This is a genomic window from Parabacteroides sp. KHUB-02 (genome assembly GCF_056640955.1).
The window spans coordinates 4,204,426-4,226,888 of sequence record NZ_JBWQEV010000001.1; the positions used below are offsets into that span (position 1 = coordinate 4,204,426).

The following is a 22,463-nucleotide window of genomic DNA, read 5'->3' on the forward strand; positions in this document are numbered from 1 at the left end:
TTATTTGCTATTTGTTGTTTCTGTTAACCATGCTACCTTTTGATTGGACTCATGCGGTTGGCCGATAATATCCGCATAAAGTTCCGGACGACGGGCATTTCGGTAACGATATCCTCCAGCCTGTCTCAATTTCTCAGGGATAGCCGTAGCGATCACGAAATCATCACCCAGTTTACGGCATTCCGCCACGATATCGCCGAAAGGATCCAGAATCATCGAGCAACCGTTCTTGATCTCATTATAATCACGCCCGATCGGATTGGAGAATACCACATATACCGCATTGTCGTACGCCCTAGCGGGAAACCATTTCATAAGCCAAGCACGTCCCTTCAGGCCATCGAACTCCTGTCGCAAGGAAGTCGGGTCGTTTGCCCGGTTCTCCCATAACATAGGATTTATCAAACCAGCCCCGGGGCGAGGGGAAGGGGTACACATCGTCACGTGAGGCATGAAAATGATATCCGCCCCTAATAAGGCCGTGGCACGGACATTCTCTATGATATTATTATCGTAGCAAATCAATATGCCACATTTCCATCCCTTGATCTCAAAAACCACATATTGATCGCCCGGCAAGATATTCGGATTAATAAACGGATGTAGCTTGCGGTACTTTGCCTTCAAGCCATTGCCATCCACGCAAACTAGCGCTTTATAGATGCGATCCCCATCCCGCTCAAAGAATCCGGCCAGTAGCGTGACGCCAAACTCTTTGGCGATGGCGATCAAGGCTTGCGTACTCTCCCCCGTGGGGATCGGTTCGGCAATAGCCAACAATTCCTCGCGAGACAAGTCCTTGGCAAACGTATATCCACAAACCGAGCATTCGTGAAAAGCCACTACATCCGCTCCCTCTACCGACGCTTTCCGGCACATCTCCCGGATGATAGAAAGATTATACACTTTATCGTTATCCCGTGTCTCGAACTGCACGGTAGCAATTTTTAATGGTTCCATGATATTTTGATTTAATTGGTTTATATATTTTTCGACTAGATTCGCAAAGATAACAATAATATACTACTTTTGCGGGATAACTTTTTCTACCGATCATGAATATCAGACGAACACGAAAGGAAGATTTGCCCCAGATAATGGCAATCTACGATTATGCACGCAGGTTCATGCAAGAGCATGGCAACGGGAATCAATGGATCAATGGATATCCTTCCGAGGAATTGATCTCCAACGAGATCAAGGCCAGCCATAGTTTCGTATGCGAAAATGAGCAGGGCGAGTTAGTGGGGACCTTTTGTTACATCGAGGGAATCGACCCTACTTACCTAAAGATCTATGAAGGCGAATGGCTGAACGATGAACCTTATGCCGTGATCCATCGCATGGCCTCCAACGGCAAGCAAAAGGGGATCTCGACCGAATGTCTAAAATGGGCATTCGCTCATTGCGATAATATCCGTATCGATACACACCGGGATAATATTGTCATGCAAAACTTATTGAAAAAGCATGGCTTCAAGCAATGCGGTATCATTTACATAGCGAATGGTACGGAACGCATCGCTTTCCACAAAATAGTAAACCCAACAAATAAAGAATCATGAAGCATCCTATTGACCTAGAGCATTGGAACCGGAAAGAACATTTCCTGTTTTTCGGTTCTATGGACGACCCTTTCTTCGGACTGACCACCCAGATAGACGTGACCTCCATCTATAAAGAGGCGAAAGCGGATCATGCCTCTTTTTTCCTCTACTCCTTACATAAGATTATGACAGCCGTTAATGAGGTGGAAGAGTTCCGGTACCGGATCATCGACAACATCCCTGTCTGCTTCGACCGAATCCACGTGGGAACAACGATTGGGCGGGAAGACGGAACATTCGGCTTCGGCTTCTTCGAATATACACCGGACAGGCAACTGTTCCTTCAAAACGCACAGAAAGAGATCGAACGTGTGCAAGCTCTCACCGGCCTTTGCAAAGATAGGGAATCTGACCGGCAAGACCTAGTCCGTTTCTCCCCGGTCCCATGGATCGCCTTCACGGAGATGAAACATGCTTCCTCTTTCCGTACAAGCGATTCCGCTACCCGTATCTCCACCGGAAAGCTGATCGAGCAGAACGGGCATCGGATGCTCCCTATCTCCGTAACGGCTCATCATGGCTTGATGGACGGTAGACATGTGTCTATCCTCTTAGATCGTATAGCGGATAAAGATTGATAAAACAGCGAGCCCCCCCCGACAGTCAGCCCAGTACTCCCGCCGAGAGTACCCCAGTACCACGTAGGAAGTACTTCGGTACTTTCATCAAAGTATTCCAGTACTCCTTACAAAGTACTGGGACAAGCCTATAGGCTATCCAATCGGGCTTATTTGCGTACCCGCAAGAAACGTTTGGTCAGGTACCTGCGGACAGGCTCGTCGTATATCCTCAAACTGATATAAGCCAGCGCTATACTTCCTAGAACCAAGGCCAATGCTTCCGGCCACGCCTCGGCAAATGTAAGGTTCTCCTTCTTCACCCACCCAAAATACAAGTATATAAGAGGGTAATGTACCATATACAAAGGATAAGAGATATCTCCCAAGAATTTACAAATACGGGCGGAATGCTTATCGGTTGTCTTCCCGGAGGCCCCCAGATAAACAAGCATAGGGAATATTAGGATCGCACATACAGAATCATAGATACCGTTCATCCATAAAGCCTCACCGTCACCGACATAGGGCATGGAAAGTAAAACAACGATCGCCAAGCTACAAATCCAAAAAGCACCTTTGACATGAATGGGTTTAAAGACGCGCGACATCAACAATCCCATCGAGAAAGAAAATAACACTCGTAAAAAGCCACCGATCAAATTGTACTCTTCCATCGTCCACCCTACACCTAGGTGCCCCGCACCGGAAAAATTGAATATAGCGAACGAAGCCAATCCGATTCCCGCCAAGACAATAAGTGCCATAAGCGCCTTCGTTGACATCCGACGAATAAACAAAGCATACATAATATTTCCGATATACTCGAAGAACAAAGACCAACTAGGACCATTCAAAGGAAACATCTCACCATTTCCACGGATCTCAGGCCCGGAACCGGGTACAGCCGGTATCAAAAAAAGGTTGATAAGCAAAGCTAGCATCACCATGGATATAGAGACATGCGTACCATCCCACTTCTCACACCCTTGTATATAAAACGCGATAACTCCCAAAACGGCTCCAAGGACAACCATCGGATGCAAACGGATCAATCGACGTTTGATAAAATCCTTTGTTGTCATGGTTTTCCACCGGTCGTCATAAGCATAACCAATCACGAACCCGGACAGGATAAAGAAGAAATCAACGGCTAAATAACCGTGATTAAATTGTTGATCAATGGGACTCGTAGCAAAGGCTTCGAATACATGATAAAATATAACCATTAACGCTGCGACACCTCTCAATCCATCAAGAAGGTCATAATGAGGTTTTGTGTCCGCGAATGCGGCCGCTGAGATTTTTGAGTTTGACATTAATTGTTTGAGCTTATTTTTGATACTACTATTACTCCTAATTTCCGCAAAAATACAAAAAGGCCCCATCTTTCACGTTATTAGACAGTTCTTTTTTCATTAGCTACACATAAATAAGGTCGCAAAATACGAAGTCCCCAGCAAAGCTTACGCCTGCCGGAGACTTGTTTCTTTATCCGTACTCCATCCTCACGGAGGTACTTACGGACCTCTTAATTTATTACTTTAGTATTAATATTAATCCAACTCCCGCCTGTTCATCCGTCACGGATTACTTGGGATCGAAACCCTCACGGGAATTGTTGATTATCTTATTTCATTATTCCTTTACTTTGAATATTCAATTATTTAACGACAACTTTCACAGTCTCCTCGCCAACCGTAACGAATACGATACCGGCAGGTACAGCGATTGTAGCGTTATCGGATGTAAGAACAGTCTCAGCTACAGACTGGCCTAATACAGTACGTACATAAGCGTTCTGACCAGCAGCGCCTTGGATCGTTACGACACCGTTGCCACCTACTACAACGATAGAGGAAGCAGCATCTTCAACAGAACCGTTAGAAGTCGGAACGTCAGTACCTAATGTGAAGACCATAGCGATATCATTGTCAGCAGTCAAACCAAGTTTTCCATTCAAGGCATAAACATAAACTGTCTTACCATCAATCTTTCTTTGAGAAGAAATAACATACTCATCCTCAGAATCCTTAGCTAAAGTTATATTAAACTTGAACGCATCCAGTCTATCAGAATTTACAGTCTCACCATCAGACTCCAATTCCTTAACAACTTTTACAGCCTCACCATTTACGGTAGTAGCGATTGTATCAACACCCTCAAGGATAGCCGGACGGAAGATTACCTTAGTATCCTCTGTTCCTTCCAAATAATATGCCTCATTTGTATATTCTTGAGCAGAGCCTTCTACGAAATATTTCAAAGAATCCTGAGCATTGAACATGAACATTCTCTCAGCCGGTGCTTCTTCGCCTTCAGCAACCTCAATGCCTTTAGAGATATAGAATGAAGGAGTCTTAGCCTTGCTATCCGCCGTATCCAACCAGAAAATCATGCTTTCCGCAGAAAGGATACCTTCAGTGATACCATTCTTATTCAACTGATAGTTGATAGAACCTAACATATTGTCAAATGATGCGTGACGTGGTTGAGAGGCCAATGACGGGTTGAACGGATTAGCGTCCAAGATCTCAACGTTTGCGTAACCATCATTCAAGTCACTAGCTGCTACATAACGCTTCTTATCATAAGCTACAGTTAAATTTGTGCTATTAACGCTCGCAGTTTTAACCGCAGAAGTATTATCAATTGAAGCAGCATAATCAAGCGTACCCCCAGAAGTCGCAGCTAACGAAACCAAAGAATAACCGCCTGCGGCATTCTTAATGATAGCGAACTCTGTAGCGGCATCCTTTTCTTTATCAGTAGCAGCGGCAGCACCTAAATATCTAGCATCGTCACCCTTAACTTCCGTCGTACGCAAGATATAAGTTGGAACAACCAAAGTATCCTTATCCGCAACTCTTACAACCTCATTCTTATCATTTAAGTAAGCATAAGTATTCGTATTCAAGATGTAATCAGCTACACCTTGCAAAGATTTATCCAAAGTTTCAGCACCTTTTACTCTTTCCGGATAAAGGGTCAACATTGTCGCCTTCTCATCGGTAGAGACCTTCATACTCTTTTTATCATTAGAAAGAACTGCATAAAGAGTCTTGTCACCAAATACGTTCTTACCATTGAATGTCATCTTAAAGCCCTCGGCGATCTGAGTATCCGTGAATACTTTATAACCGTCCGTACGAGTTGTAGCGATCGTGTTGAACTTAACGGAAGTTGTATTCAGTGCTAAATCTTCTGTTACACCTTTGGAAGCTTTTTCATCTCCTTTGATTGTTACTTCTTCTCCATCATAAGTTGCTTTATCTACTTTATAGCCACCTTCTTTTCCATCCGGTTGTAAACGTAATACCAAATCCTCACCTGTCTCACGGTTTGTCAATGTAAAATTATATTTGCCATCAAAACCAGAAACGATCCATTGGGATACCGGCATCGTAAAATCCGCACTATTATAAGCAACCACTCTTAAACCGTCACCTGTAGCAGGATCAACCGTTAAATACTTATGGTACTCTGTTTGAGCGTTTGGCTTACCCTCAGAGCTCTTGTCCTCATCATTACTTGTAAAGTAAATATTTACCACATTCTCAGCGTTCTTCTTCAATAATACAGAAGCGTCAAGATAAGAATTCGCACCCAGTTGCGGATGGATAGGAGTATAGTTCGTTTTTGTACTTCCTGATAATACAGTAGTCACATAAGTCTTCGTATCAGAAACAGAAGGCTTAACCGCAGCTACATTTACATCATAAGATTTCCAAGTATTACCTTCTTTGACAGAAGGTTTCATCGTTAAAATCAACTTACCATCCTCATTAAAGGCATCTTTCAATGAGATCGTAAAGCTTGCGTTTGCACTAGAGTCTTTAGCAGCGACCTCACCTTTCATCCAATACAAAGCGTAACCTTCACCATCTTGTTTACCATTGATGTTGTAACGTTGAGTAGGATCCACGGCTAAGAAAGAGATTTCTTTTGCAGCTGATATGGCAGCTTCATTATTTGTACCATCTTCAACTTCAGCAACAAATGCTTCTACCTTCTTTGCGTCACCTTTCACAAAATAAGTACCTGTCTGGATTTTCGCATCCGCAGCAGTAATATCCGCACTAACAGTTACCGGAGTTACGGAATCAAACAAGTTACCAACCAATTCGCTAGTCGTATAATCGAAGGACAAAGTTGTACCTTTTGAATTGTATTCAGTCAAATACTCATCTCCGATCTCTTTAGCATAAGAGAAGGCCTGTAAATTACGACCAACCTCGCTAGCAGGCAATGCAGCCGTAAACAAGCCTTTAAATTTCAGCTTACCATCTTTTACAATAAACTTCGTGTTGAAGTCTGAAAGATTTTTCGTTGACTGATCTCCGGTAACGGCAGTACCATCGCCCTTTGTTATAACTTGGTATTCCTTACCATCAATAGTTACCCACAACTCGAAAGTACGAGAAGAGTAGTTACGGATCGTAAATTCGGCGGCAGTTTCATTTGTAGCAGAAGCAGTTGTAGCTGTTAAAGAAACAACTTCCTTATCGCCCTTCAATTTTAAGATATCACTACTCGTATACTTTGCATACAAAGTAGTATTTGACGCTCCTAAATAGAATGTCATGCCATTGCCCAAAGCGGTCTCTGTAGTTGTATAAGAAACAACGCTCTTGTCTCCAACAGCGGCATACGCAGCATTAAAAGCAGGTCCACCTAGCAGTAAACCAGCTGTTAACAAGGTAAAAATCCTTTTGTTCATAAATTCAAAATTTAATATTAATAATAGTGTTAATTAAAGTCCATCCCGTCGTTTAGCACCCTTGTTTTACCCGAAAACGACTAGTCTAAACGATCGATTCTTTTAGTCATTTGCAAAGGTACGCGTTTCTTCGATACTTGCAACCCTTCTGAGCTATTTTTTTCACCCCTTATCCTCTTTCTTATCAATCAAATAGGCTATCCGTTACAAAACAGCCGATTCCTTTCACGAACCATTCTTTTTACCCCCTTAAAAAACGCAAGATCTAGACGATCGTTTAGACTAGTCGTTTTATGCCTAATTTGAAGGGGCAAAATATTGAAGAGCTTTTAATTAACACTAGTATTAATATTAATTTTAGAATTATGAACAAAAAGTTTTCTACTCTTGTAGCTGGACTTGCAATGATTTCGGCTGTTGCTTCAGCCCAAATCACCAAAACAGACGGTTACACCATGTTGAAGTCCAGTCCTTCTGATTATTTAGCTGTTTATGGAGCTAAATCGGACTCTGTAGTGGTAAAAACATTTAGCAATTTGGCAACTGCTCCTAAAGCTTCTATTGACTCTGCTATGTGGAAGGTTACTGAAGCTGGAGTTGATGCTACAGGAAACAAGCTTTACAGCTTCACTAACAAAAAGACTGGTGCTGTATTGTCTTTCGCTGCAAAAAAAGATGCTAAACCTAATTTAGCGGCAGGTGTTGACAAGTGGTCTGTAACTACTGACGGCAAGATTTCTGCTTATTATTCTGCGAACGGATCTTTAGGATTGGTTGTGTCTGGAGGTAAGTTATCCTTGGGCATTGCTAGTGCCGCTACAGCATTCACTTCGGAAGTAAATTCGGCTTTGAAGGCTCGTACTTTGGCTGCCTCTGACTTAGGCGATGGTTTCACTGTATTCTCTTTGAACTTTGGAGAGGCTTATCAAGAGAACATCTTTGAGGGCAAAGAATTAGTAGCTACTCAGTTGACTGGTGCTGATGCTGATTATGTACAGTTGCAGGAAGTTGGTGCTGATAAGATCGGTGAAAAGGATGCTTACTTCGGTTTGGATACAACTAAGTACACGATCGCTGGGCAAAAGGATGTATTTGGCTATAAATTCGCAAAAGACTCAACTTGGTTGGATAATGGTTATCATACAGTATTGAATGGTGATTTTCAAAAGTTCAAATTTATTCAAGACTTATCAAACGATAAAGTCGCTGTTTATGTAAAGAATGCACCTGTTTATAATACAACTACTAAGAAATTTGAAGCTGCGCTTACAGGTACTGCTGCTGATGTTCAAGTAGTATATGCTCAGGTAACCAATTCAAAGGTATTGACAGTCTCTAAACTTTCTGGTACTCCTTCTACAATCGAGCAAGGTGTCGCTCCTTCCGTAAAATTAGGTAAGGGCACTCCGGCTACATTGCCTACTGGTGATGGTGTTTACTTCATCAAGGTTAAATCTGGTGATGAGTTTAAGTATGTTTATGCTACGGCTAGTGGATTGGAATTGAAGAAGGATGCTCCTAATGCATATAACCCTGCTGGTCAGTTCTATGTAGTTGCTAAGGGTGGTAAATACCAATTCGTTGAACGTAACTTCAACCAAGGTCTTACAACTGCTGCCGCTCAGATCTATAAGGTAACAGGTAAAGACGCTTACAGAGTGGATGCTGTAAATAGCGCTGCTTCTGCAAGTTTAGCGGCTGGTACTGAATTCTATTTCGAATATCAGAAAGATATCAAAGCCGGTGGCAAGGAATACAACTATATGGCTACGAAGTATTTGGACAAGGTAGCTGTTGATAACTTCGCTTATACATTGAACTTGATCTCCGGTACGGAGGGTGTTGATGATTTGTATACAATCGTTGACGGCGTATTGAAGGTTAAGAAAACTACAGCCGAAGACGCTGCTAAATTCAAGGTTGAAGTAATTAAAGATAAAACGGGTAAGGTCTGGACTAGCAATGCTGATGAACACAAAGCTGGTGTAGGTGCTATCGCTTTAGGTGATACTTTAGCTACGGCTACTTATAAACTTTACAAGCAATATACAAAAGAGTATGTTGTAGCTAAGGATAATGAATTTAAGTTGGCAAAAGAAGATAATACAGCTACTCCTGCAGTTGCTGGTTCTGAGTTCACATTCAAAACAGCTAAGGGCAATGGTTATTTATTGTCTACAGGTGATAAGATTGTGGTATTGGATGTTAATACTGGTAAGTTGATCTCTGCTGCAGCTTCAGCTGTAAATAACAACTATTTTGACTTGGTAGTAGAGCCATCTCCGGACTACGCTACATTGAATGCTCCTTCTCACATGTTGGTTAAATCTGCCGAGGCTGATGGTAAAGCTCTTTCCATGAATCCTAAGTCTTTGTTTGCGGAGGTTAAGTTGGCAGGTCAAGAAGAATATATCGACAGCTTGTTTGGTTTGTGGATTGATACTGCTTGTGTAAAAGATGTAACTAGACCTACTTATTACATCACAACAGGTAATGGGTTAGACTCTGCTGCTATCGCTGATGGTTACAGATATTTCTTGGTAAATCCTCAAGATTCTGTTTATTCTGCGGTTAAGGGTGATGATGATAAATATACATCTAAGACAAATGAAGGTAGCGCTTATTGGAATGCTACAGAAGGTTTGGTGAAAGCAGCTTTTGTTAAAGCTATCGTTTATGGTGAGGATTCTTTAGCTATTGTTCGTGAAAAAGCAACTGCTGTTGATACCTTGAAGACTATGTCTGTAAATCCGGCTGCAATGGCATTTGTTACAACTGCAAATAATACATTGAAGATCGAGAATAAGACAACAAAGGAGATTGCAAACGAAGATGATGCAACTAAGACTGATCGTGAAGATGTAACTTCTTATTTGAAAGTTATCAACAATGTATTAGTTTGGACGGATAATCGTGACGAGGCTCATGAGTTCGTTGCTGAGGCTACGACATTACACCCGACATCCAACGATAACGTTGAAGAAGGAGCTTCTGCTATCTCTGTTGTCGCTAACGCTGGAACTGTAACAATCCAAGGTGCCGCTGGCAAGTCTGTTGTTATCTCTAACATCTTAGGTAAGGTGGTTGCTGAGACAGTTCTTTCATCTGATAACGCTACAATCGCTGTACCGGCAGGTATCGTAGCTGTAGCTGTAGAGGGTGAGGCTGCTGTTAAGGTGGTTGTTAAATAATTATTTTATTCGAAATGATACAGTAGAGGCGGGCACGTCCCGTCTCTATCTAAATATATTTAATTAAATAATTTCCACGCAACAAAGTATCCCGTGATGGGGGAACGTGTGGTTAATACTAAAGTAAAAAAGTTCTTCCGATAGTATTTCCGTGAGGAAGGAAACCGGATAAAAAATTGCTCCCGGCGATATTCGTATCGTCGGGACTTTTTTATGGTTCGGAAAGCTTTTACATAAATAAATGCGTATATTGCGGCAAGCTTATAATTTTAGAGTTTATGGAATATACCTTACTGATACTTCTATTACTGATCATGATTTGGATAAACTTGCGTAATAAGATATCCAAATCACAAGAGAAAACGGAGGAATTGTTGAAAGAGATCGCTGCCTTGCGTAAACGTTTGGAGAATAGTCCGGAAGTTGTGGACGAGATAAAGGAACCGGAGCCTGAGATCTTGAAAGAGCCGGAAGTTTTCGTACAACCTGAACCGGTAAGGGCGATTGTCGAACCTGCTAAAAATCCTCAACCCCAGAAGGTGCGGAAACCTGTCAATTATGAGAAATATATCGGTGAGAACTTATTCGGTAAAATTGGTATCCTGATACTCGTCTTGGGTATGGGGCTTTTCGTGAAGTATGCGATAGATAAGGAATGGATAAACGAGACCTTGCGTACGATCCTTGGCTTTGGGATGGGCGGATTACTTCTATTCGTGGCTTGGCGTTTGAAGGATTCCTATCGTACTTTTAGCTCTTTGCTGGCGGGAGGCGCTTTCGCAATCTTCTATGTAACGGTGGCGATCGCCTATCATTATTACGGGCTGTTTAGCCAAACGGTCGCTTTTATTCTGCTTGTGCTGTTTACCGGATTTATGTCGTCTTTATCTATACTCTATAATCGTAGGGAACTGGCGATTATCGCTTTGGTGGGTGGATTTATCGCTCCATTCTTAGTGGGTAGCGGAGATGGAAGTTATTGGGTGCTGTTTACCTATGTCATGATCTTGGACCTAGGAATGTTCGGGCTATCTATCTATAAGAAGTGGGGGGAATTGCCTGTAATTTGTTTTGCCTTGACTTGGATCGTCTTTGCGGGTTATACGTATGCTGCGGATCTGGATTTGATGGGAAGTGTCCAATTAACACATTTACTTATTTTCTCTATCGCCTTCTATTTGATCTTCTTATTATCGGTCGCTTCCATCGTACGAATCAATATCCGGGGGATCAATCAATATTTATTAGGAGTGATCGGATTGAACAATTTTGTATTCCTGTTCTTTGCCCTTTGTCTCCTGCAGAATATGGAGCTTGAGCGGAATTGCAAAGGTCTGGTAACCCTTTTTGTTGCGGCTATTAACTTCGCTCTTTTCTTTTGGATCAAACGGAAAGGGGAACCTTTCACTTTCTTGATGCATACGTTATTGGGTATCGCTCTTACGTTCGTATCGGTGACGATCCCGATCCAACTGGAAGGGACCTTTATTACCTTGTTTTGGGCTTCAGAGGTAATGATTATTCTCTGGTTCTATAGTCGTTTCCGTCTGCGGGTTTACGAGATATTCGCTTGGGTACTTCCGGTCTTGACGCTGGGCTCTTACGGAATGGATGTCTTCCACGGATGTATGGAGGCTCGGTACGGAGATTCTTCCCTATTTATAAATGGCTTGTTCGCTACCGGTATTTTTACGGGGTTATCGTATTGGGTAGACGCTTGGTTGGTACGTCCGACAAGGATATCTACGAAAGGGCCTCTCTTGACGGGATGTGTCGTATTATATATAGCCTTTGTTTTCGATTTCTATTCATATGTAGATCCTTCGATCGTGTCCTTTAGCTATATCGAGACATTTACGGTGGCGGTTTTATTTGCTGCGAATGTTTTATTAGGGAAAAGCTATTTGCCTGTGTCAAGAAATGCGGGGGGATACGGACTACTCTTGGGGCTATCTTTATCCCTGTTCGGAGGAATGTCTTTGTGGGTCGGGTATGATGATCTCTTTATTCCCCGGTTCCTGCTATGGGTTTCCTTGCTTTTAATCGGGGGGCATATTTTTGTCTTGGGGCGGTACTATTATAAGTCATTTGACGCAAGAGAAAAGCGTACGCATGGGATGACCTTATATATTTGTTTGCTGTCTACGATATTACTGGCCGTGGGAACGAATAATTTGTTGAATCAGTTGGGCTTGCCGGATGAATTAAGCGCAGGCTTCTCTATCTCGTTGAGTCTTGCCGGCTTTATGCAAATGGCGGTGGGAATGCGATTGCACCTGAAGGTTGTCCGGATGATTAGTTTGGCCACTTTCTCGATCGTATTGCTAAAGTTGGTGTTGGTAGATCTGTGGCTCTTGCCTACGATCGGGAAAGTGGTCGTCTTTATAATCTTGGGAGTTATCTTATTGGTTCTCTCCTTCTTGTATCAGAAGTTGAAAACCGTCTTGTTCGATGATAGCTTATAGGATATCCGCTAGTTTCTCCAGCCCCATGCTATGAGAGCCTTTGATCAAGATATGATAGCCCTTTAACGGCTGTTTCCGAAGCTCTTCCACCATTGCCTCCGTGGTAGCGAAGGGGGAGAACTCTTTGCCTACCTTAGAGAAATGCTCGCCGCAGAGGAACACCTTGTCGAACTGGCCTTTCTTGATCTGTTCGACAACCTCCGCGTGTAATTCGTCGCTAGTTGGTCCAAGCTCGCGCATATCTCCAAGGATGATGGCTTTAGGCTGTACGGGCATGGTGATGAAATTGTCCAGAGCTACTTTCATGCTACTCGGATTCGCATTGTAAGCATCGATAATCAATTCGTTATTCTCGGTTTTCTTGAATTGGGAACGGTTATTGGTTGGCTCGTAAGCGGCGATAGCACGGCTGATACGCTCTGCCGGGATCTTGAAGAAGCGGCCTACGGCGACGGCGGCCAATACATTATCTAGGTTATAACTACCGATCATATGTGTTTCGACGGTATGCAACTTTCCTTGTTGCTTCCAATTGAACACTAAGAAAGGATCGCAACTGACTACCTGTCCGGACGCGAAAGCATCATCCCCGTTTCCATATGTGATTTGTTCGATGCCTTTGGCGATAGACTGAAGGTACTCGTTCTCTTTCTTGATAAATATCTTGCCTTTGGAGCGACGGATATAATCATATAACTCCCCTTTTGTCCGGATCACACCCTCGAAAGAACCGAAGCCTTCCAGATGGGCACGGCCTACGTTCGTGATGATGCCATAGTTAGGATGGACGATATCCACTAATTCCTTGATGTCTCCCGGATGGCTGGCGCCCATCTCGATAACCGCCATCTCATGGTCATGAGTCAATCGGAGCAAGGTCAAGGGAACGCCAATATGATTATTGAAATTACCTTCGGTATATAGCAAATTGAATTTCGTTGAGAGTACGGCAGCCAATAACTCTTTGGTCGTGGTCTTGCCATTCGTTCCGGTAATCCCGATGATCGGCAACCCCAGTACCTTGCGGTGATGGTGCGCTAATTGTTGCAAGGTCTTCAGCACGTTATCAACAAGGATCGTGCGTTCGCCTATATAATAATCGGGATTGTCTATGACGGCATAGACACAGCCGGATGCCAAGGCTTTCCCTGCATATTGATTTCCATCGAATTTATCGCCTTTTAAGGCGAAGAAGATAGAACCCTTCGGACAGTTCCGGCTATCTGTCGTTATTTGAGGGTTATGTATAAATAAATCATAGAGGTCGATAATACTCATGACTGTATCGCGTTAAATATTTATTCCTGTCTAATTCGGGGCAAATGTAGCAATTAAATAAAGAATGAAGAATCTAGAAGGAGATTTTAAGAGAGAAACCTGTATCTTTGCTGGAAATAAGGAAAGATCATGTTAGATAAAACGCTCAATATTAGAGGGACACTCACTTCTTTAGCGACGCCGTTGGTGATGGGAATCTTGAATATTACCCCTGATTCTTTTTATGCGGGCAGCCGCAAACAGACCGAGACCGCTATCGAGGACCGTATCCGGGAAATCTTATCGGAGGGAGGAGATTGGATAGATATCGGTGGTTATTCATCCCGTCCGGATGCCGCTGAGGTTACGCCGGAGGAAGAGATGCGCCGTTTGGAGTTTGCCTTACATATATTAAATAAGCATTACCCGGATATCCCGGTGTCCGTAGATACGTTTCGTGCGGGGATTGCGCGTCGTTGCGTAGAGGAATATGGAGCAGCTATCATTAACGATATCTCCGGCGGTGAGTTGGATGCGGATATGTTCCAAACGGTAGCGGATTTGAAGGTGCCTTATATCATGATGCATATGCGTGGAACCCCTCAAACTAGGCAGAGGCATACTGATTACCCGGATATGATGGAGGAGATCATGCTGTACTTTTCCCGGAAGGTACGCCAGCTTCGGCTTTTAGGGGTGAATGATATCATTCTCGATCCCGGCTTTGGTTTTAGTAAGACGTTGGAGCAGAATTACCAATTGATGAGCCATTTAAAGGAGTTCTCTATTTTTGAGTTGCCTTTATTAGTTGGAGTCTCCCGTAAAAGCATGATTTATAAATTACTGGGTGGAACCCCTGCGGATAGCCTGAACGGAACGACTGTATTGAATACGTACGCTCTCTTGAACGGCGCTAATATCCTTCGTGTACATGACGTGCGGGAAGCAGTGGAAGCCATTCGCGTCATAGGTCAAATGACCAACAAATAATTTTCAATTTTCAACTTTCAATTCTCAATTAACTATGTGGATGCATTTCGGTATAAAAGACTTGATTGACGTATTGCTGGTGGCTTTCTTCCTGTACCAGACCTATAAGTTGATGAAAAGCTCGGGCACATTGGCTATATTCAGTGGGGTCGTATCATTCATCGTCGTATGGATCTTGATCTCGCAGGTATTGGAGATGCGGTTGATGGGAGCCATCTTGGATAAGTTTATTAGCGTAGGTTTCGTGGTTTTGGTAATCCTCTTCCAAGACGAGATCCGCCGTTTCCTGTTGGCGTTAGGTTCGCACCGGGGCTGGAAATTCCTAGGGAAACTTTTTTCCAAGCGAGGAGGCGATCCGGAGAAAGAAGGGAAATTTGTCGCCCCTGTTGTCTTGGCCTGTATGAATATGGCCCGGAAAAAGACGGGTGCCTTGATCGTGATCCAGCAAGATATGGACTTGACGATCTATGAGCATACGGGCGAGATGTTCAACGCCGATGTAAATGCCCGCTTGATCGAGAATATATTCTTTAAGAACAGCCCGTTGCATGATGGTGCCATGATCATAGCCGATAACCGGATCAAGGCGGCCGGTTGTATCTTGCCGGTCGCCCAGAACGCCACCCTTCCCAAGGATATGGGATTGCGCCATCGTTCCGGTTTAGGGATGTCATTGGAGACAGATGCGCTGGTTATTATTGTCTCGGAGGAGAGAGGAAAGATCTCCGTGGCCCATAAAGGCAAGCTAAGTGTGAATGTGACAGCGGAAGAACTGCAACAAATACTCTCCGGTGAGCGGGAAGTGACGAATTACTGTTAAAAGATCTGAAACTGGTATCTCTACCTGTAATTCTTTTGCCTATTTTGTAAACTCTATATTGCATTATGCCTAATTTTGTAGCCGGATTACGAGTACAATTATTAAATAATATAAAATATCTTCCGCTATGGATTTAATGCAAGACATTATTGCGCGCGCTAAAGCTGACAAGCAGCGTATTGTTCTTCCCGAAGGTACCGAGGAAAGAACTCTTAAAGCTGCCGACCGATTACTGGCCGACGGTGTAGCAGACATTATCTTAATTGGAAACCCCGCTGAGATCAAGGAGTTGGCGGCTGGTTTTGGGTTGAACCACATCGGTGAGGCAACCCTTGTCGATCCGAAAAATCACGAGAAGAAAGCCGCGTACGCAGACTTGCTTTTCCAACTTCGCCAAAAGAAGGGTATGACTCCCGAGAAGGCTGCGGTTCTAGTTGAAGATCCTTTGTTCTTGGCTTGTTTGATGATCAAGGCGGGTGACGCTGACGGCGAGATCGCCGGCGCTGAGAATACGACGGGTAATGTATTGCGTCCTGCTTTGCAAATTATCAAGACGGCTCCGGGCATGAAGTGTGTTTCCGGTGCGTTCCTTATGTTCACGCAGACTCCTCAATATGGGGATAATGGTATTTTGGTATTCGCTGATTGCGCGGTTATGCCAAACCCGAACGCAGAAGAGTTGGCCAGCATCGCTGTAGCTACCGCCGCTACGGCTCGTAATATCGTAGGCGTTGAGCCTCGTGTGGCTATGTTGAGCTTCTCTACGAAGGGTAGCGCTTCTCACGAGATGGTGGACAAGGTAGTGGAGGCTACTCGCTTGGCTAAGGAAATGGCTCCAGACTTGAAGATCGACGGAGAGTTGCAGGCCGACGCCGCTTTGGTTGAGGCTGTAGGTAGCAAGAAAGCTCCGGGTAGCGAGATCGCCGGTAAAGCGAATGTTTTGGTATTCCCGACTTTGGAGGTGGGTAATATCGCTTATAAGCTGGTTCAACGTTTGGGTGGCGCTGAGGCTGTAGGTCCTATCCTTCAAGGTATGGCCGCTCCGGTGAACGACTTGTCTCGCGGTTGTTCCGTAGACGATATTTATAAGATGGTAGCGATCGCTTGTAATCAATCCATCGGTTTGAAATCTGCAAAATAATAGATAATCCTAACGACTTAATAATATGAAGATTCTAGTATTGAACTGCGGTAGTAGTTCTATCAAATATAAGTTATTCGATATGACCTCCGGTGAGGTTATGGCTCAAGGTGGTATCGAGAAAATCGGTTTGCCGGGCGCGTTCCTGAAATTGACGGATAAGGAGGGCAAGAAGGTGGTTATCGAGAGAGAGATTCCCGGCCATCAACAAGGCATCGAGTTTATCTTGAGCGTATTGACCGACGCAACTTATGGTTGTATCAAGGACTATAAGGAGATCGACGCTGTTGGTCATCGTTTGGTACATGGTGGCGAGGAGTTCGCTTCTAGCGTATTGATCAATCAGGATGTAATCAATAAGGTAATCGAGTGCTCTGATCTGGCTCCGCTTCATAACCCGGCTAACTTGAAGGGTGTTCGGGCGATGGAGGCTTTGATCCCGGGTATTCCTCAAGTAGCGGTGTTTGATACGGCTTTCCACCAGACCATGCCGGATTATGCGTATATGTACGGTTTGCCTTACGAGATGTACAAGAAATATGGCGTACGTCGTTATGGCTTCCACGGAACCAGTCATCGATATGTATCCCGTCGTGCTTGCGAGATTTTAGGTGTTCCTTATGAGGATCAGAAGATTATCACGGCTCACGTAGGTAACGGTGGTTCTATCACCGCTATCAAGAATGGTAAGAGCGTGGATACTTCCATGGGCTTGACTCCGGTTGAGGGTCTGTTGATGGGTACTCGTTGCGGCGACGTGGATGCGGGTGCTTTGTCTTTCATCATGGATAAGGAAGGCATGGATGGTGCCGGCCTTTCCGACTTGATCAATAAGAGAAGTGGTGTTGCCGGTCTTTCCGGTATCTCTTCTGATATGCGTGAGATCGAGGCTGCCGTAGCTGCCGGAAATCCGCGTGCGATCATGACCTTGAACGTATATAACTACCGCATCAAGAAATATATCGGCGCTTATGCCGCCGCTATGGGTGGTTGTGATATCTTGGTTTGGACCGGTGGTGTCGGCGAGAACCAATGGGCGACCCGTCGTGCGGTTTGCGAGAACATGGAATACATGGGCATGAAGATCGATGTTGAGAAGAACGAGGGTATGCGTGGCGAGGAGATGGTAATCAGCACTCCGGACAGTAAGGTGACTATCATCGTCGTTCCTACGGATGAGGAATTCATGATCGCCGCCGATACCTTGGAGATCTTAGATAAAAAGTAACCAGTAACGTTTCATATAATTTTAGCTAATCCTCGCAGCTTACAAAACACGGGATTAGTGTTTAGATCGCCCCGACACCGGTTGGGGCGATCTTTTTTATTTATTGTTGTATACTATAAGATTAATTCCTAATTTTGTAAAAATGATTCATTATGAGGTCTGCGGCAGAATATAAAGAGATATTGGCTAGATTCAAGAAAGAGTTTGGTGCTCAGTTCGGGATTAAGGAACTGGGGATATTTGGTTCAGTGGCTAGAGGTGAACATAGGGAGGATAGTGACTTAGACGTATTTGTGTCATTAGAGAAAGTCGAGCCTTTTATTATCTTCGATCTAAAAGAGCTTTTGGAGTCTTTGTGTAAATGTAAGGTGGATTTAGTCCGATTAAGAGACTCTTTACGGCCTGCGCTAAAAAATAATATTCTTAAAGACGGAATCTATGTTTGATAAGAATCGAATTATAGACCGTTGCGAACAAGTTGTCGAGTCAATAGATTTGATACTTCATTGGAGTGAGGCTATCAATACTCCGGAAGAGTTTTTATTGTCTCCTGATAGTGTTTTGGTATTTGACGGATGTGTCATGCGTCTTCAAATTATAGGGGAGAGCATTAAAAAGATAGATGATCAAACAAATGGTGAACTATTGTTGAGTTTCCCAGATGTTCCTTGGCGAAAGATTATAGGACTAAGGAATATTATTTCACATGAATATTCTAGTATTGATGAGGCTATTATATTTGCGATTATCAAACAAAGTCTTCTTCCTTTGAAATCGAATGTCTTGCGAATTATCACAAGCCTTCAATAAATCATTACTTTTGCGGAATTACATATTAAATATATACAAAACATGGCTCAATACAAACGTATCTTATTAAAATTAAGCGGGGAGTCGCTGATGGGTGGTAAACAATATGGGATCGATGAGGTTCGCTTGAATGAATATGCGGCACAGATCAAGGAGATCGCCGAGATGGGTGTACAGATCGGTATCGTGATCGGTGGCGGTAATATTTTCCGCGGGTTGAGCGGCGCTTCCAAAGGTTTCGATCGGGTAAAAGGAGACCAGATGGGTATGCTGGCAACGGTGATCAATAGCTTGGCGCTTAGCTCCGCTTTGGTCGCTCAAGGCGTGAAGGCGAAGGTACTGACGGCTATCCGTATGGAACCGATCGGCGAGTTCTATAATAAATGGCGTGCGATCGAGTTGCTGGAACAAGGCAACGTGGTAATCATGTCTGGCGGTACGGGTAATCCGTTCTTTACTACGGATACCGGATCTTCCTTGAGAGGCATCGAGATCGAGGCGGATGTCATGCTGAAAGGTACCCGTGTGGACGGTATTTACACCGCTGATCCGGAGAAAGATCCTACGGCTACCAAGTTCTCCGATATTACGTATGATGAGATCTATACCCGGGGCCTGAAGGTGATGGACTTGACCGCTACCACGATGTGTAAAGAGAACAACCTCCCGATCATCGTATTCGATATGGACACCAACGGCAACTTGAAGAAAGTGATGAGCGGAGAGAATATCGGGACACTGGTGCATAATTAGTGCCATTAACCGATGACATGGCAGTGCCATGCTGATGGCATAGTTGTGCCACTGGTTATGGCACTGTCGTGCCACAGGCATGGCAAGGTTGTGCCAGCCCTGTGGCAAATACGTTAGACCTTTATTCTTGTATATGAAGCATCCCTTTTTACTAGTATGGTTAACCTTGATCGTATTGTGTGGTTGTACGAGCTCGGGGAAACAGAAGAGGCACGTTATTGGCCTCTCCCAATGTATGTTGGACGATGCTTGGCGGGAAGCTATGATTAACGATATGCGTATCGAAGCCTCTAACTATGATGATGTGGAAATTATTATAAAGGACGCGCAAAACAATAACGAGACACAAATACAACAAATACGAGACTTGATCCGCCAAAAGGTGGATGTCTTGATCATCTCCCCCTATCAATCCGAGCCGATCACGGCAGTTGCCGAGGAAGCGTACCGTGCTGGAATCCCGACGATCATTACAGATCGCAAGGTAAATACCGATCAATACACCTCTTTTGTCGGGGCGAACAATTATGAGATCGGACTAGCGGCAGGCAATTACGCCGCCCATTATCTTCCCCCGAACGCTATTATCTTAGAGATATGGGGACTCACGCAAACCTCCCCGGCGCAAGAGCGACATAAAGGTTTTGTCGATGCCTTGCGAGAAAGGGAGGATCTTTCTTTCCGTAAGATAGAAGGACAATGGTTGGTCGATACGGCCCGGATGGAGCTTCGGAAGTTAGAGCATCCCGAGCAGATAGATTTCGTTTACGCCCATAACGACATGATGGCCATAGCCGCCCGGGAATACTTTATGGCATGGGATTCCATCCGAGGACGGGATTTGCGGATTATCGGCGTGGATGCCGTGGCGGGTGCCGGTCTGGAAGCCGTGGAAGATGGACGGATCAACGCCTCTTTCCTCTATCCGACAGGAGGGGAGCAAGTGATTCGCACGGCTATGCGTATCATTCAAGGGGAGCCGGTGGATAAGTTTATCCCTCTTCGTACGGCTCCGGTAGATCATCAGTCTGCCCGCACCTTATTGTTGCAAGCGGACCAACTCCAGAAATATAAGCAACGTATCGAGGCGCAGCGTTCCCGCATCGACGGTTTGTCCGACCGGTTTTATTTCCTGCGAAACTCTTTAGGGGTGATCTCCTTATTGATGATCGGTTTTATCGCCCTTTCCATTTACGCCTTTTACATAAACCGGAAGATGAGGCAAGCGAATCGTAAGCTAATCTCCTTGAACGCGGAGATGAAAGAGGTGACGGCGCAGAAACTCCAATTCTTTACGAATGTCTCCCACGAGGTACGTACGCCCTTGACCTTGATTCTCGCCCCTTTGGATCGCTTGATTGTCTCGTTGCGGGAATCTCCTTACGCCTCGGATCTAAGACTGATCCAGAAGAACGCCAACCGTTTGTTGCGTGTGATCAACCAAATATTGGATTTCCGGAAGGTGGAAGGCAAGCAAGAGAAACTAGCGGTACGGGAAATCGATTTGGTTCCTTTCGTTGGCGAGATCAAATCTTATTTTGACAGTATGGCCTCGGTACGTGTGATCTCCTATACGTTCACTTCTTCGATAAAACAATGTACGCTATGGATCGACCCGGACTTATTGGAGAGAGTATTTTTCAATCTTCTCTCGAACGCTTTTAAGTTTACGCCGGAGGGAGGTAGCGTGCGAATAGAGCTGACGGAAGAGGGAGATCGGGTCTTTATACAGGTTATCGATACGGGAAGTGGCATCCGTCCCGCTAACCTTCCGCATCTGTTTGACCGTTTCTATACGGAGGATCGGTCGATGGGAACCGGGATCGGATTGCATTTGGTAAAGGAGTATATACATATGCACGGAGGGGAGATCCATGTGGAGAGCGAGCCGGGGCAAAGGACTACCTTTACGGTCTGCCTACGGAAAGGAAAGGCGCATTTCGAGGATAGCGACCTGATGGAAACGTCCGTATCCCATCAAGCCTACGAAGCCTCCCGGTTGGACGATTCGGAAACCAAGGAGATACTTTCCAAGACCTATCCTTATACGATACTGATCACCGAGGATGATGATGAGGTTCGCTGCTTTTTGGAACGTGAGCTTAGCCTTCATTTCAAGATCCGGACGGCCGCGAACGGGAAAGATGCCTTGCGGGTATTGGAAGAGGAGGAGATATCATTGGTAGTAAGCGATGTGATGATGCCGGAGATGAATGGTTTCGAACTTTGCCGGACGATCAAGTCGCAACTTCCCTTTAGCCATATCCCGGTGATCTTATTGACCGCCTTGACCGATGAGCGTCAACGGATTTTCGGAATAACCGGCGGGGCGGACGATTATATACAGAAGCCTTTCCATACGGATTACGTGAAGATCAAGATTATCCACCTATTGCAAGAGCGCCAGAAGTTACGGGAACGTTTGTTGGAGAAGCTGCGGGATAATAAGCTCCTTCTGTCCGAGCCGGAAAAGGTGGAGAGTATCGATGATGCCTTCTTGCGTAAGTTCGCGGAACAGATCGAGGCGGTTTATGCGGACCCCGAATATAATGTGGAGAAACTAAGCGAGACCTTGGGATTATCCCGGGGGCACCTTCACCGGAAGATCAAGGAGCTTACCGGAACCGCACCCGTCGAGTTCTTGCGTACCTATCGCTTGAATAAGGCGACCCAGTTGTTGAGGCAGAACGCGTATACGGTGAGTGAGGTCGCTTACCGAACCGGTTTCTCCTCGCCCGCTTACTTCTCTAAATGTTTCAAGGCGGTCTACGGGGTTACGCCTACCGAGTATCAATAACATTTGTACGATCTTTATCACAAATGTCATATCTCCTCATCTTTAGGGGATAAGTGTTTTTCTATCCGGAAGAATCCTATTAATTTTGGCGGAGAATCAAACTGTATTATCCTTTAATCCGTTCGTT

The 22,463-nt window shown here is 44.5% G+C and carries 16 protein-coding genes; 12 read left to right on the forward strand and 4 right to left on the reverse strand.

Annotation, left to right across the window (positions count from 1 at the left end; all coding sequences use genetic code 11):
* The gene (locus ACYIA1_RS17900) at positions 1 to 960 is read right to left on the reverse strand and encodes a nitrilase family protein (RefSeq protein ID WP_480336151.1); all 960 of its coding nucleotides are present in this window, start codon (positions 958 to 960) and stop codon (positions 1 to 3) included.
* A 95-nt stretch (positions 961 to 1,055) separates the two neighbouring features.
* Between ACYIA1_RS17900 and ACYIA1_RS17905 the strand changes: the two genes are divergently transcribed.
* Both ACYIA1_RS17905 and ACYIA1_RS17910 read left to right on the forward strand, forming a co-directional pair.
* Positions 1,056 to 1,565, forward strand: a complete 510-nt coding sequence (locus ACYIA1_RS17905) for a GNAT family N-acetyltransferase (RefSeq protein ID WP_005863277.1) — start codon at positions 1,056 to 1,058, stop codon at positions 1,563 to 1,565.
* Complete coding sequence (locus tag ACYIA1_RS17910; RefSeq protein WP_057326123.1) at positions 1,562 to 2,185, forward strand: chloramphenicol acetyltransferase; 624 nt, start codon at positions 1,562 to 1,564, stop codon at positions 2,183 to 2,185. Before ACYIA1_RS17905 ends, ACYIA1_RS17910 begins: the two co-directional genes overlap by 4 nt.
* Positions 2,186 to 2,334: 149 nt before the next feature.
* On the opposite strand, the gene ACYIA1_RS17915 is transcribed toward ACYIA1_RS17910, so the two are convergent.
* Together ACYIA1_RS17915 and ACYIA1_RS17920 are read right to left on the reverse strand one after the other, a co-directional pair.
* Entirely contained in the window at positions 2,335 to 3,483 is a 1,149-nt protein-coding gene (locus tag ACYIA1_RS17915) for an acyltransferase family protein (protein WP_270215419.1), read from the reverse strand.
* A gap of 344 nt (positions 3,484 to 3,827) precedes the next feature.
* Entirely contained in the window at positions 3,828 to 6,884 is a 3,057-nt protein-coding gene (locus ACYIA1_RS17920) for a DUF6383 domain-containing protein (RefSeq protein WP_480336152.1), read from the reverse strand.
* 293 nt (positions 6,885 to 7,177) lie between these two features.
* On the opposite strand from ACYIA1_RS17920, the gene ACYIA1_RS17925 reads away from it, so the two are divergent.
* Both ACYIA1_RS17925 and ACYIA1_RS17930 read left to right on the forward strand, forming a co-directional pair.
* Positions 7,178 to 10,075: a DUF6383 domain-containing protein gene (locus ACYIA1_RS17925; protein WP_230327996.1), complete on the forward strand. Its 2,898-nt coding sequence runs from the start codon at positions 7,178 to 7,180 to the stop codon at positions 10,073 to 10,075.
* A 278-nt stretch (positions 10,076 to 10,353) separates the two neighbouring features.
* Positions 10,354 to 12,540: a DUF2339 domain-containing protein gene (locus ACYIA1_RS17930; RefSeq protein ID WP_005867351.1), complete on the forward strand. Its 2,187-nt coding sequence runs from the start codon at positions 10,354 to 10,356 to the stop codon at positions 12,538 to 12,540.
* On the opposite strand, the gene ACYIA1_RS17935 is transcribed toward ACYIA1_RS17930, so the two are convergent.
* Positions 12,535 to 13,818 (reverse strand): UDP-N-acetylmuramoyl-tripeptide--D-alanyl-D-alanine ligase, encoded by a 1,284-nt coding sequence (locus ACYIA1_RS17935; protein ID WP_005867352.1) that lies wholly within the window; start codon positions 13,816 to 13,818, stop codon positions 12,535 to 12,537. The genes ACYIA1_RS17930 and ACYIA1_RS17935 overlap by 6 nt on opposite strands.
* A 129-nt stretch (positions 13,819 to 13,947) precedes the next feature.
* Here ACYIA1_RS17935 and folP point away from each other — a divergent pair, with 129 nt between their 5' ends.
* The 8 genes from folP to ACYIA1_RS17975 all read left to right on the forward strand — a co-directional run bounded on the left by folP (position 13,948) and on the right by ACYIA1_RS17975 (position 22,336).
* Positions 13,948 to 14,787, forward strand: coding sequence for a dihydropteroate synthase (folP, locus tag ACYIA1_RS17940; RefSeq protein ID WP_227713631.1), 840 nt, complete (start codon positions 13,948 to 13,950; stop codon positions 14,785 to 14,787).
* A 34-nt stretch (positions 14,788 to 14,821) separates the two neighbouring features.
* A complete protein-coding gene (cdaA, locus tag ACYIA1_RS17945) occupies positions 14,822 to 15,607 on the forward strand; it encodes a diadenylate cyclase CdaA (RefSeq protein ID WP_008772898.1) in 786 nt (261 codons plus the stop codon).
* Between the two features lie 127 nt (positions 15,608 to 15,734).
* Positions 15,735 to 16,748 (forward strand): phosphate acetyltransferase, encoded by a 1,014-nt coding sequence (pta, locus tag ACYIA1_RS17950; RefSeq protein ID WP_005867355.1) that lies wholly within the window; start codon positions 15,735 to 15,737, stop codon positions 16,746 to 16,748.
* A 25-nt stretch (positions 16,749 to 16,773) separates the two neighbouring features.
* Positions 16,774 to 17,976, forward strand: coding sequence for an acetate/propionate family kinase (locus tag ACYIA1_RS17955; protein WP_036614670.1), 1,203 nt, complete (start codon positions 16,774 to 16,776; stop codon positions 17,974 to 17,976).
* Positions 17,977 to 18,128: 152 nt separating this feature from the next.
* Positions 18,129 to 18,422: a nucleotidyltransferase family protein gene (locus ACYIA1_RS17960; protein ID WP_005867359.1), complete on the forward strand. Its 294-nt coding sequence runs from the start codon at positions 18,129 to 18,131 to the stop codon at positions 18,420 to 18,422.
* Entirely contained in the window at positions 18,415 to 18,786 is a 372-nt protein-coding gene (locus ACYIA1_RS17965) for a HepT-like ribonuclease domain-containing protein (protein WP_005867361.1), read from the forward strand. The genes ACYIA1_RS17960 and ACYIA1_RS17965 overlap by 8 nt, the downstream gene beginning before the upstream one ends.
* Before the next feature lie 42 nt (positions 18,787 to 18,828).
* On the forward strand, positions 18,829 to 19,539 hold the full coding sequence (gene pyrH, locus ACYIA1_RS17970; RefSeq protein WP_005867363.1) for a UMP kinase: 711 nt from the start codon (positions 18,829 to 18,831) through the stop codon (positions 19,537 to 19,539).
* Positions 19,540 to 19,672: 133 nt separating this feature from the next.
* A complete protein-coding gene (locus ACYIA1_RS17975; RefSeq protein ID WP_122297474.1) occupies positions 19,673 to 22,336 on the forward strand; it encodes a hybrid sensor histidine kinase/response regulator transcription factor in 2,664 nt (887 codons plus the stop codon).
* Positions 22,337 to 22,463 lie beyond the last annotated feature (127 nt).